Origin of the sequence: Paenibacillus endophyticus (genome assembly GCF_014192395.1) — a bacterium.
Classification (GTDB): Bacteria; Bacillota; Bacilli; order Paenibacillales; family Paenibacillaceae; genus Pristimantibacillus; species Pristimantibacillus endophyticus.
The window spans coordinates 15,343-28,749 of sequence record NZ_JACHXW010000035.1 but is presented as its reverse complement, the minus strand read 5'-3'; the positions used below and the strand labels follow the sequence as shown (position 1 = coordinate 28,749).

At 45.5% G+C, this 13,407-nt stretch carries 8 protein-coding genes and 1 pseudogene; 7 read left to right on the top strand and 2 right to left on the bottom strand.

Translation table 11 applies throughout. The features are described from left to right. Nucleotides 1-2,218 (top strand): InlB B-repeat-containing protein (locus FHS16_RS31090; RefSeq protein WP_183571538.1); only part of this gene is annotated, 2,218 nt, incomplete at its 5' end. Nucleotides 2,219-2,619: 401 nt separating this feature from the next. Here the strand turns inward: FHS16_RS31090 and FHS16_RS32795 are convergent. Continuing rightward, nucleotides 2,620-2,818 (bottom strand): annotated as a pseudogene (locus FHS16_RS32795) (amidohydrolase family protein); the annotation flags it as partial. 26 nt (nt 2,819-2,844) lie between these two features. On the opposite strand from FHS16_RS32795, the gene FHS16_RS31085 reads away from it, so the two are divergent. The 3 genes from FHS16_RS31085 (at nt 2,845) to FHS16_RS31075 (ending at nt 6,438) form a co-directional block, all read left to right on the top strand. After that, the gene (locus tag FHS16_RS31085) at nt 2,845-3,462 is read left to right on the top strand and encodes a hypothetical protein (RefSeq protein WP_183571536.1); all 618 of its coding nucleotides are present in this window, start codon (nt 2,845-2,847) and stop codon (nt 3,460-3,462) included. A gap of 433 nt (nt 3,463-3,895) precedes the next feature. Continuing rightward, nucleotides 3,896-4,243, top strand: a complete 348-nt coding sequence (locus tag FHS16_RS31080; protein WP_183571534.1) for a restriction endonuclease — start codon at nt 3,896-3,898, stop codon at nt 4,241-4,243. Nucleotides 4,244-5,007: 764 nt separating this feature from the next. Beyond that, the gene (locus FHS16_RS31075) at nt 5,008-6,438 is read left to right on the top strand and encodes a cellulase family glycosylhydrolase (protein ID WP_246432065.1); all 1,431 of its coding nucleotides are present in this window, start codon (nt 5,008-5,010) and stop codon (nt 6,436-6,438) included. 156 nt (nt 6,439-6,594) lie between these two features. Here the strand turns inward: FHS16_RS31075 and FHS16_RS31070 are convergent, their stop codons facing one another. Then, nucleotides 6,595-7,599, bottom strand: coding sequence for a LacI family DNA-binding transcriptional regulator (locus tag FHS16_RS31070; RefSeq protein ID WP_183571530.1), 1,005 nt, complete (start codon nt 7,597-7,599; stop codon nt 6,595-6,597). A gap of 416 nt (nt 7,600-8,015) precedes the next feature. Here FHS16_RS31070 and FHS16_RS31065 point away from each other — a divergent pair, with 416 nt between their 5' ends. From FHS16_RS31065 to FHS16_RS31055, 3 genes are all read left to right on the top strand, one after another. Continuing rightward, on the top strand, nt 8,016-9,377 hold the full coding sequence (locus FHS16_RS31065) for an ABC transporter substrate-binding protein (RefSeq protein WP_183571528.1): 1,362 nt from the start codon (nt 8,016-8,018) through the stop codon (nt 9,375-9,377). A gap of 174 nt (nt 9,378-9,551) precedes the next feature. Further along, entirely contained in the window at nt 9,552-12,482 is a 2,931-nt protein-coding gene (locus FHS16_RS31060) for an extracellular solute-binding protein (protein ID WP_312891141.1), read from the top strand. Beyond that, nucleotides 12,482-13,405 carry a carbohydrate ABC transporter permease gene (locus FHS16_RS31055; RefSeq protein WP_183571526.1) on the top strand — a complete coding sequence of 308 codons (924 nt, stop codon included), beginning with the start codon at nt 12,482-12,484 and terminating at the stop codon, nt 13,403-13,405. Before FHS16_RS31060 ends, FHS16_RS31055 begins: the two co-directional genes overlap by 1 nt. Nucleotides 13,406-13,407 lie beyond the last annotated feature (2 nt).

Below are 13,407 nucleotides of genomic sequence, written 5' to 3'. Positions count from 1 at the left end.
GAAAGCGGGCTTTACCTTCGAGGGCTGGTACAAGGAAGTGGCTGGCACTACGGAATGGCAATTCGGCACGGATACGGTAACTTCGAACGTGACGCTGTACGCAAAGTGGACGGCGAATCCAACGTACACGGTGACATTTGATTCGCAAGGAGGAAGCGCGGTTGCGGACTCGGCTGGCGTGAGCGCAGGAGCGAAGATCGCGGCTCCAGCGAATCCAACGAAAGCCGGCTTCACCTTCGTGGGCTGGTACAAGGAAGCGGCTGGCTCTACGGAGTGGCAATTCGGCATGGATACGGTAACTTCGAACGTGACGCTGTACGCAAAGTGGACGGCGAATCCAACGTACACGGTGACATTTGATTCGCAAGGAGGAAGCGCGGTTGCGGACTCGGCTGGCGTGAGCGCGGGAGCGAAGATCACGGCTCCAGCGAATCCAACGAAAGCCGGCTTCACCTTCGAGGGCTGGTACAAGGAAGCGGCTGGCACTACGGAATGGCAATTCGGCACGGATACGGTAACTTCGAACGTGACGCTGTATGCGAAGTGGACGGCGAATCCAACGTACACGGTGACATTTGATTCGCAAGGAGGAAGCGCGGTTGCGGACTCGACCGGCGTGAGCGCGGGAGCGAAGATCACGGCTCCAGCGAATCCAACGAAAGCCGGCTTCACCTTCGAGGGCTGGTACAAGGAAGCGGCTGGCACTACGGAATGGCAATTCGGCACGGATACGGTAACTTCGAACGTGACGCTGTACGCGAAGTGGACGGCGAATCCGACGTACACGGTAGCCTTTGATTCGCAAGGAGGAAGCGTGGTTGCGGGCTTGACCGATATTAGCGCGGGAGCGAAGATCACTGCTCCAGCGAATCCAATGAAAGCGGGCTTTACCTTCGAGGGCTGGTACAAGGAAGTGGCTGGCACTACGGAATGGCAATTCGGCACGGATACGGTAACTTCGAACGTGACGCTGTACGCAAAGTGGACGGCGAATCCAACGTACACGGTGACATTTGATTCGCAAGGAGGAAGCGCGGTTGCGGACTCGGCTGGCGTGAGCGCAGGAGCGAAGATCGCGGCTCCAGCGAATCCAACGAAAGCCGGCTTCACCTTCGTGGGCTGGTACAAGGAAGCGGCTGGCTCTACGGAGTGGCAATTCGGCACGGATACGGTAACTTCGAACGTGACGCTGTACGCAAAGTGGACGGCGATTGTGGCTGATCACGAAGTAGGCGTTCCGGCGAAGCCTGATAACGGCAAAGTCGTCGTGGAGATTGGCGAGCTTCTGCTTCCCGTAGGCAAGACAGGCGAAGTTCGTTACGAGAATGCAGTAACGATCGACATTCCGGCGAACGCCACGGACAAAGAACTGAAGCTAACCATCGATAGATTGCTGGACGCGCAAGGACTCTTAACGGAAGATGACGTTTTGGCGAGTCCGGTCTACGAGATTTTGAAAAACTTCTCGGAAAATTTCTTGAAGCCGGTCACCCTGACTTTCGCGTTCGACGCGAAAGCGATCGGTCCAAACCAGAAAGCGGCCGTGTATTATTACGACGAAGCGAAGAAGGTTTGGGTGGAAGTCGGCGGCGTTGTCAACGGCAATAAAATCGTCGTCGAAGTCGATCACTTTACGAAATACGCCGTGTTCGCCGTATCCGACGAGCCCGCGGCGGACATTGAATTCGACGATATCTCGGGCCACTGGGCGGAGAAGCTCGTCAAGCAGGCGATCGGCGAAGGATGGGTCAAAGGCTACGCCGATAGAACGTTCAAACCTAACCATTCGGTTACTCGCGCGGAATTCGTTGTCATGCTGATGAATGCTTTGAAGCTACCAGCCGTAGGAATGAAAACGGATTTCGCGGATAAGGCGAGCATTCCGACATGGGCGAAAGACGCTGTCGTGCGAGCGGTGCAAGCAGGCCTCGTTGACGGTTACGAAGACGGTACTTTCCGTCCGCGCGCCCCCGTTACCCGCGCGGAGATGGCAGCAATGATCTCGAAAGCGTTGAAGCTGGCGGTTGATTCAAATGCCACGACCGGCTTCGCGGACGATGCAAGCATCCCTTCATGGGCGAAGGGCGCGGCAGAGGCCATGAGGAAGTTAGGTATCATGAAAGGCCCGGGCGACAATATGTTCAACGGCGATTCGCGCGCGACTCGAGCGGAAGCGGTATCGGTACTGTTGAACATGCTGGCGCAACAAAAGGAATAGAAGGGAAGCTCATGAACAACGCCCCGGAAGCTTAAGCTCCCGGGGCGTTTATTAATATTTTGATTTCGATTAAATCGGCTTCACGTCGTCCACGTACACGTGTAGACTTAAAACGAAGTTTGATAATTTAAAATAAAAGTTTAAAATTTTTCCATCACAATACACTTATCACAAATACCGTTGATAGTAAAACATATGAAAACATGGAGACCGGGTATGCGGACCGGAAATAACGGCCTTCATCACTGGCTTAGAATGTCGAGGGCGATTAATGTTTTATATGTTTGTAGGGGGCGGCCATGTAATTATTTCGTTTACATTGGCATTACCTAGTTCCTTAATAGCGTATGCAATCGCTCTGACGACATTTTACGGGGATATCGATTCTGATTAATATATCGTTGTTGCATACCTTTGAACCACACGTATTTGATCGACAAGGTATCTGAGATATTGGTTGTTTCGGATCACCGGTTACTAAAAAGAGGTCAGCGCGCAACCTTCGGCAATACGACCACGATCGTTAAGACCAAAGCAACGGGCCAGTTTTGCGGTAGCCGACTGAAGAGCTTCTATCGGAATGAACCCGACTTTCGTTACCTGTGGATAATCAGACGAAGCCGGTCATGACCATTACGTACCCAGGGGGAATATCAGCCTCAGCACCAACCGTACTCGCCAAGGATCCTACGATTACTTGGACATACGTGGACCAGGAGAACGATCCGCAAGAGCAGTATCGGTTATCGTTGAACTACGTTGATAACAACGAAATTGCCCTGAACATCGATTACGCCGGTGCAGAAAAAAGCTTTAAGCTCATCGAGGGTCTCATACAACCTGGAAGAGTCGTAAAGGTACAAGGTCAGGTCTACTCAAAAGGGGTCTGGTCAAATCTAAGTAATATCCGCTATTTTGTTTTGGATATGCCTCCAGAGACACATTTATTGTCGTATAACGGCATCGATACAGCAAATCCGATCTATACCATGATTAACCGGCCGCAGCTGCGTGTCTTTACAGTAGATCCAGAAAACCATTCAATAAGTGCGATTGATTATGAAGTGTTTCGCGTGTCGGACGCTGCTAAGGTAGTCGGTACCGAAACGGCTGTACCGTCAACAAGTTACACGCCACCGGTGCTGGCTGACGGTTTATATTACTGGAGGGCTAGGGCGAACGACGGCTTCCTATGGGGTCCGATACAGGCACGAGCACAACAAAGGCAACCAAGGTCGACGTAGCAGCTGCGAGAATTGGTAGCACAAGCCTAGGATCCACCGATCAAAAAGCTTGGAATGGATTCATTGGTGCGAAGCAAGCGCAGGTAAAACTAGAGTCGCTGAAGGATGGAGATTATATCTTACGTTTAAAGCCACCTATTCAAACGGTGTAGTGAAAGAAACGGACGTCACCATTCAAATTAAAGATAGCTGGACGTCGTTTTTCGAATTTCATAAGGGTTGGTAAGAATGGAGATCGTCGGGGTGATGTAGCGTTTGCTACATCACCTTCTTTAATTTGTAAACTAACATTTTCTTCATTTTCAAATGTAAGGGCATCATTTCCTTAATTACATTCCGATATATAACTTAGACGAAAAAGAGGAAACAAAAATGTCCAGGTGGAGAAAAAAAAGGAAGAATTAGATCCATTACAGGACTGCTTCTGTTACTTATGTTAGGGGCTGGATGGGGAGCCTACTCGTATACTTCATCAATCATAGCTGCTGGTATTGCTGCAGGTGCTATTTTGGCTGTTTATACCTTTATTATATCCTCGATTAATCATAAACAGACAGAGCCATTAAAGAGAGCCGGTATAGCAGAAGTCGACAAGATGGAGGGACGGCAGTTTGAGAAGTATCTAGGTCATCTTTTTATATCCCACGGTTATAAGGTGGAAGTGAAGCAAGCTGCCGGTGATTTTGGCGCCGATTTAATCCTACTGATTCAAATTCAAGTCAATCTAATGCCATTTAACGATTCATATTGCCACGAGCAACATTTCCGATTACAACGATGAATATCAAATTTCGCTGTTCGACCAGCATGGAAGGTTTTGGGGAATTGAGCCACTGGATGACTGAATTACAGCAGAAACACCTGGGTATGCTTCGTACATTGATGACATTAAAAGAGATATACGTTCTAGTAAAATGATAGAAAATGATCTCGTTTCAGTTTGGAGCGGTGTTTTTGTCTATTCAAATGGGCTAAGCTAACTGGCTGGTGATGATCATGATTTACAGAAAGAGATTTACAAGGAGAAGAAAGTGCTTGCTCAGGTGGAGGTCACCTATGATGCCTAGTAAGAATTGGATGCCTGGGACCTATTGGACATGGTCCGATAGGTTGAAACGATGCGATCTTTACATTGGGAACAAGATCAGATTTAACGTTACCAAGCTTGTGAATATCATAACAAATGTTTGTTTTGTTATTTAAAAATACTATTGCATAACATATGTTATTTATGTTATGTTTTTGATAACGAAATTTGTGGCGAAGTTTAGCTCTCTAATTACCGTTAAGAGGATAAGAGGAGATGTATTATTGTAAGCGCTTTATAATTCGAGCGGATGGAGGTGGCTATTCGAAAAGCTAAGAAAGCAGTTCTATCTAATATGATGTAGAAATATGCAAGTGGAACGGTATGAAGGGGGTGATTCGCAAGAAAAAATAGTAAAATATTTTTCTACTATCATCCAGATTGAACACTAAGGAAGCAAGGCAAAATATAAAAATAGTTGGAGGGATTTAGATATTATGATAATCAGGAAAATAAGAATGACATTTATGGTTGCCATTATTTTGGCTTTAGTTGTTCCATTTATCGCTAGTGAGCAAACCCATGCAGCAAACGGATTTTATGTAAGCGGTACCAATTTGAAGGATGCCAACGGCAATAATTTTGTCATTCGTGGTGTCAATAACGCTCATGCTTGGTTCGATACACAAGCTTATAACGCTCTAAGCACAATTAGCTCCAAAAAAGTGAATGCTGTCCGAATCGTATGGTCGACGAGCGGCTCAGCATCGCGTTTACAACAAATTATTGATCGCTGCAAGGAGCTAGGAATGATTGCAATCGTTGAATTGCATGATGTTACAGGCTCTAACAGCGCATCCGGTTTAAATGATATGGCCAATTACTTTGCCAGCAGTGCGGTGAAATCTATTTTGACGAGCAATGAAAAATATGTGTTGGTTAATATCGCCAATGAATGGGGGGATCACAGTCTCTCGGACATCGCATGGCGCGATGCTTATAAAACAGCAATTTCGACGATTCGAAATGCGGGCATTCATAATACAATTATTGTTGACGGTTCGGGTTGGGGACAAAATGCTTCACCTATAAAAGCATACGGCAATGCGCTTCTTGCGCATGACCCGGATCATAACATCATGTTCTCCATTCATATGTACGGTTCATGGAACGATTCCAGTAAAATTGGGACCGAGCTCCAAGCGATCAAAAATTTAGGATTGGCTGTCATGATAGGGGAGTTTGGTTATAACTACAATAATGGAAACAATAATCTTGGCAGTCAGGTCAATGCTCAAGAGATTATGAATCAGAGCCAAGCTAAAGGAATTGGTTACATGGCTTGGTCATGGACAGGGAATGATTCGGGCAATGCTTGGCTGGATATGACGACTAGTGATTGGCAAACGCCTACAACTTGGGGGAATCTTATTATTAACGGAACAAACGGGATTTGGGCCACATCCGTAAAGGCAACAGTATTTAATGGAAACAGCTCGGCCTTATATGATTTTGAAAGCGGTAATACGCAGGGGTGGACGGCCTTAAACGTTACTGGCGGTCCTTGGTCGGTTACCGATTGGGCTGCAACTGGGAGCAGCTCATTAAAGGCTGATGTCACGCTCGGCGGTGGTCAATTTACGCTGCAATATACAGGTTCAAACAATTTCAGCGGTAAGTCCGCGATTTCTGCTAAAGTGAAGCATGCTGCTTGGGGAAGTGTAGGAAGCGGTCTGCAGGCGAAGCTGTTCATTAAGACGGGATCCAGCTATACTTGGTACGATTCTGGAACTGTGAATATAAATGCGACTGGGACATCAACACTCTCTTTAAGTCTTTCCGGAGTATCCAATTTAGGCGATGTGAGAGAAATTGGCGTTCAGTTTCTGTCACCAACGAACTCCAGCGGAACATCTGCCGTTTTTGTGGATAGCGTAGTGTTGCAATAACGATTCTCTCGTAGCCTAATCTGTGAGATAAAGCGAGGCTGGCTGATTCTCTATTTTTGATTGAATGGAATAGGCTGACGGAGTTGAGAAACATCAAAAGAGAAGGTTTAGCTTTAAGGCGTAAAAGCTTTAAAGATAAACCTTCTTTAATATGCATTAATTTCTTACCATAACCTCTGCTTGAATAAGTATTTTCTCATAGCTTGTGGCGGGATTGAGCAGGCGCCAAAGCATTTGATCAACAGCCCGTTTTCCTAGCAGCTCCTTATCGACATTTACGGTTGCCAAAAATGGTATTTGCGGATGCGTATTATCGAAGCCGGTAAAAACAAGATTTTCAGGTATCTCCATACCCATATCCCTCAAGGTATCCAATGCGAATAATGCAAATGTGTCATTGGCGCAGACGAACACCTCAGGCAAGCCATGCTCTAAGACAGCAGCCTTAAACGTATCATGGAAAGTATCGATCTCAGGTCCCTTTAGCGAGGGGATCTGTTTTAATTCGATATCATGGTCTTCAAGAGAAGAGCGGAATCCAAGATACCGTTCGTAAAAACTTTGTGCGTCTCTGATGTTACCTATAAACTGATAGCTTTTGTATCCTTTTGAAATAACGGAACTCATAATCTCTCTCATGCTGGATAGGTTATCCGTGAAAATAGAATCGCAATAAAATTTTGGATCATAATGGTCCACCATCACGACTGGTATGCCTAATCTTTTGATGTCTAACAAAACAGGCGTGGAAATTGATCCGACTGTTATTATTCCCATAATTGCTTCGGGATTCAACAGAGAAAACATGGAGTCATCCGTTGGCTCGGTTAAGGTTAAAATGTTCATGCCTTTCTGATTGAGCCTTAGGGAGATGCCGTTAAAAATCGGACCCCAATATAACGAATCAGTATTCTGATACCGCACATTCGGAAAAAGCACAAGAATCGTACCTGACCAACTCCGCGATTCAATGTCCAGAAGTTCTTTTGGAACGGGTGCGGCCTGTGTATCCTTAAAAAAACCGAGCTGTCCTGCCGCTCTTAGTATAAGCTCTCTTGTTTGCGGGCTTACGCCTGATTTTCCGGATAGTCCTCTAGAAACCGCGAATTTTGATAGCCCCGTATAATCAGCAATAGATTGAATGGTTACTTTACGCCTCATGATTGTCATCCTACCTTATTTTGTTTTCATAGTTTGTGAGATTATTTCCTCATCAAGGAATCATTCATCTTATTTCATTAATGAAATTTTATATTTTGTTATTTTGTTATTTGATATAATATAACGGGTTTTTTTGTGGATTACAAGCGCACAAACGATAAAGTGTGTGCATCAAAGAAACTCAATTTTGTTATTACGAATAACAAATAAAAAACAATTGACCAAATTTGTTATCGGTGATACATTTGTTATGCATAAAAATAACAAAACTAAATAACAAAACAAAACAAAACAAAAATGAGGTGATTGCTTGTTGGATTTGAGGTGAAATTTTTTTCGTATGTTATGCAAGCGTTTTAAAATGAAAGTGATTACGTTATACCAACTGATGAATGTAAAAAACGGGAGGTTCGGTCATGAGAAAAATACAAGGGTTATCTATTTTGGTGTTATGTTTCATGCTTATTCTTACAGCTTGCAGCGGTGAGAACGGCGGAAATAAAGGAACGAATAACGAACCAAAAGAAAGCGCTGTCACAGATGCGACAGCAGCTCCTGAGGAAGCAACAGCGACGCCGGAGCCAGTGGATATGGGTGGCCGCGTGATCAGAATCGCAGCATGGTGGGATTTGAAGCCAGCTGGAACAACAACCTCTGAGAAAGAGCGACTAGCAAAGATTGAAGAAGTAGAGAAAAAATATAACGTTAAAATTGAATTCGTAAACGTTCCTTTTGAAGAATACATGCCTAAATTCACGGCTACCGTTTTGACAGGTGAACCGTTTGCCGACATCGTTCAAATGGAATATAAAGCAGCACTGCCTGCAGTTTTGAAAGGCCAACTGCTTCCGATTAGTGAATATACGACAACGGCTAATAATATCAACAATGAAGCAAACCTAATGGCGAAAGCTCCTCCTATTGCCGGCGAGGTTTATGCATTCGACAACCCGGGCGCAGGCGGAACAGCTATGCACTACAACAGGGATTTGTTCAAAAAGCTTGGGCTTCCAGATCTTCAAGAACTATACACAGGCGGGCTTTGGAACTGGGATAAGTTTTTAGAAATCGCTAAGCTGGCGACAAAGGATACAGATAATGACGGCAAAAATGACGTGTATGGCTTTTCCGGCTGGTCAACTGATATTTTTCGTAACTTTACTGCCGCAAACGGCGGGAAAATCGTTGACGAGGCGACTGGCGTTCAAGGCTTGACAGATCCAAAAACGATTGAGGCAGCTGAATTTATAAACCGTTTATACAATACGGAGAACGTTGTTAAAGTAAAAACTGGCGACAGAATGAATTATGAAGAATTTAATACCTTTAAAGACGGCGACGTAGCAATGTTTCAGGCCCCGGCTTGGAATATCGGCGAATTAACCTTTGATATCGGCGTTGTGCCAATTCCAAACGGTCCGCAAGGAAGTCCGGAAGTAACCTATGCTAACCCAGGTCAAGCCGCGAAGTTTATTCCAAAAGGCGTTAAGGATGCGCAGTTGGTTTACCAGATTTATGAAGAAACATTTGACATCACTCAAACGGAAGAGTTCCCTAGCCAAGAGTGGCTGGAAGGTCTCTACAATCATGAGGAAGACGTTGCCATGCAGCGTGATCATATCACTGGCACTGGGCAAATTTTGCTGGACGACGCTTATCCTGAATTTCCTACCGGAAAGTTTCTGACCGATATTCTTGTGAATAATCAATCGGTTACTGCGACTGCAGAGAAATATAAGCCGGAAGCAGAAGCTTCCATAGCCAAGCTTGGCAAGTAAACATACGCACCGATCTTAATGTACAGGCGGGGGATGTCTATGTAACCTCCCCCGCTAGTATGATCACGCAGAAAATAAATGAATGAAGATATACAGTCTTATATTTCACCATAAAACGTAAGCTGCCCCGCCTAAGGACGGAGACACCGTTTACGCTTGTAAGGAGGACTTCTGGTGATTAGCAATTTGCGGCTAACCAATGTGGCAAGGAAGATAGTCCCTTTTGTTTTGGCGGTATTCATTGCACTTCCTTCAGTACCTAAGGTACAGGCAGTCGGAAGTCCGAATCTTGCTTTAATGGAGGATACAGTCAGCACTGAATCTAACAAAAAATCGTCCTATAATGAACAAAAATATCATGATTATTTATCGCAATATGAAGCGGCTGCGAGACCAGAGCGAGAGATTATATTGGAAGCAGCAAAATATTCCCGTGTGGAAGGGACTGAATTTAAGAAGCTTGAAGATTTCGAGGGGATGGACGGAACCTCCCTATTAACAGGGGAATCAGGCACACTGGAATGGTCTTTCGATGTGCATGAAGCGGGTTTATATCATTTGTCCTTGCTCTATTATCCTATTGAAGGGAAAAGCTCGGCTATCGAACGGGATTTGAGCATTGATGGAGAACGTCCTTTCAGGGAAGCTGCTTTCTTACAGTTTGACCGTATTTGGAATAATCAGAAGTCTGAGGTTGTACGAGACAACCAAGGCAACGAACTAAGACCAAAGCAAGTAGAAAAGCCAAGATGGAGCGAAAAGTCGTTTCAAGATTCAGACGGATATGAGAACGAGCCATTCCTATTTTATTTTTCGCAGGGCAAACATACGATTGCGCTTGAATCGACAAGGGAACCGATGGTCGTTAAGCGCTTGAAATTATTTCAACAGCCTTCGCCATTAACCTACGATCAAGTGCTTCAACAATATGAAGCGAAGGGCATGAAGGCGACGGAGGGCCAATTGATAACGGTTGAAGGGGAAGCCTCGATTGCGAAATCATCGCCAACCTTATATCCTCTCAGCGAACGTTCAAGTGCTGCTGTAACCCCGTATAGCGCTTCGAAAATAAAAATCAATACCATCGGCGGCCTAAATTGGCGCCTTCCGGGCCAATGGATGGAATGGGAAATCGACGTTCCAGAAACGGGATTTTACAATATTGCATTTAAGACACAACAGAATTACGTCAGAGGCATTTACTCGACTCGAAGATTGACCATCGACGGCGAAATTCCTTTTAAGGAAATGGAAAAAGTTGCCTTCCGCTATAAAAGCGCTTATCGGCTTGATGTGATGGGCGGCGATTCTCCCTATATGTATCGTTTGGAAAAAGGCAAACATACGCTCAGGCTCGAGGTTAGCCTTGGCGAATTCGCGCCATTAATCCGAGAAGTCGAAGGCAGTCTTTATAATCTGAATGAAATGTATCGCAAAATATTGATGATTACAGGAACGAAACCAGATGAATACCGAGATTATCAGATAGACAAAAAAATTCCTGACTTGCTTAAGGTATTTGATGAAGAAAGTATACGTCTTAAAGACATTGCCAAACAGCTTGTCAAATTATCCGGACAATCCAGTGACCAAGAAGCCCTTCTCAAAACGATGGCCGTTCAATTGGACGAAATGATTGAAAAGCCGGAGACGGTTCCGAGAAGGCTCGGGGCATACAAAACAAATACTGGCGGACTTGGCACATGGGTTCAGCAGGCAAGGCAGCAGCCGCTTGAGATCGATGCGATTTATGTAGCATCACCTGGAAAGAAGTGGCCGAAGAAAGGAATGGGCTTTACTTCTAAGTTGAAGCATCAGACATCGACTTTCATATCCTCGTTCTTCACCGATTACAACCAGATCGGAAATATTTCTGAAAATGACGAGCAAAAATCGATTACGGTTTGGATTGGAAGCGGACGAGATCAAGCCAACACCATGAAGGCGATGATTGATGAAAATTTCACTTCGGTGACGGGCATCAATGTCAATCTCAAGCTTGTTAATATGGGTACTCTTCTGCCTGCTACTTTGGCGAATCAAGGTCCTGATATCGCAATGCAAATCGAAAATGATTTGCCGGTCAATTTTGCGATGCGCAACGCTTCGGCCGATTTGACTCAGTTTGCCGATTTCGAAGAAGTAAAAGAACGGTTCCGTTCTAGCGCTATCGTTCCTTACAGCTATGATGGCGGCGTTTACGCATTGCCGGAAACACAAACGTTCAACATGCTCTTTTACCGCAAGGACGTGCTTGACGAGCTGGAATTAGATATCCCCCAAACTTGGGATGATGTGTCTAACCTACTTGCCGTGCTTAGTAAAAACCATATGCAATTCGGATTGCCTGTCGTCGCGCAGGCTGCTGTGCAGGGGCAAAATATTCCGCCTAACTCGATGTACGCAACGCTGTTGTTTCAAAACGGCGGGGAGCTTTACCGCAACGGAGGCAAAGAATCCGATCTCGATTCACGGATTGGAATTGAAACGTTCAAGCAATGGACCGAATTTTATACGGATTACAAATTAGAGCGTGAGTATGATTTTTCTAATCGCTTCCGTACAGGCCAGATGCCGATTGGGATCGCGGATTATACCACCTATAACCAGCTTTCCGTATTCGCACCTGAGATTCGCGGCATGTGGGGCTTCGCGCCCATACCGGGAACAATTCAACAGGACGGCTCCATTCATCGCGATGTTCCAAGCGGGGGAAGCGCGGTTGTCATGATGAAAAAAGCCAAAGACAAGGATGCGGCATGGGAGTTCATGAAATGGTGGACAAGCGAAGCGACGCAAACAGTGTTTGGACGGGAAATGGAAGGTTTAATGGGCGCCGCTGCGCGTTATCCGACAGCGAACATTAAAGCTTTAGACAGCTTGCCATGGCCTGTGGACGACTATGAGAATTTGAAATCGCAGTTTGAATGGGTACAAGGCGTTCCGGAAGTGCCAGGCGGTTATTTTACGGGGCGGCATCTATTTAATGCCTTTTATAAAACGGTAGTCGGTCAAGTGGAAGCTCGCGAATCCATTATGGACTATGTCCAATATATGCAGGATGAGATCAGCACGAAACGGAAAGAGTTCGGGTTACCGCAATAATGAGGGGAGGGTCAAGCGTGCAAAATTGGTGGAACCTGAAGTTGCGGGAAGTGAAAGCCAATAAGCATTCCTATGTTTTGCTGGCTCCGTACATGGTGTTGTTCGCCTTGTTTACCGTGCTGCCGGTTTTGGTGTCGGTCGTACTTAGCTTTACATACTTCAATATGCTCGAGTTTCCAAGATTTGTAGGATGGCAAAATTATACGCGATTATTTTTAGACGATGACGTGTTTCTCATTGCAGTGAAGAACACGCTGCTGTTCGCCGTCATTACCGGCCCTATCAGTTATATCGCTTGTTTTGTTTTTGCATGGATTATTAATGAACTGTCACCGAAGCTCAGAGCGGTCATGACGCTAGTATTTTATGCGCCGTCCATTTCCGGGAACGTATATTTCATATGGCTCATGATCTTCTCCGGTGACCGTTATGGCATTGCGAATGGAATTTTGCTCAAATTTGGCTTTATCCTAGAGCCGCTGCAGTGGCTGAAAACCGAGGATTATATATTGCCGATCATTATACTCGTCCAACTGTGGCTCAGCTTAGGAACAGGCTTCCTTGCTTTTATTGCCGGACTGCAAACGGTCGATAGAACATTGTACGAGGCGGGTGCTGTAGACGGCGTTAGAAACCGTTGGCAAGAGCTTTGGTTCATCACATTGCCTTCGATGCGTCCGCAGCTCATGTTCGGAGCCGTCATTCAGATTACGACAGCCTTTGCGGTTGCAGACGTTTCAATAGCTCTCGCAGGTTTTCCAAGCGTGAACTACGCGGCCGAAACGATTGTTACTCATCTGATCGATTTCGGAACGACCCGTTTTGAGATGGGTTACGCTTCTGCCATCGCATCTGTCTTATTCATGATTATGGTGGGATCGAATCTCATCGTTCAAAAACTTCTTCGCAGGGTAGGTGAATGAGT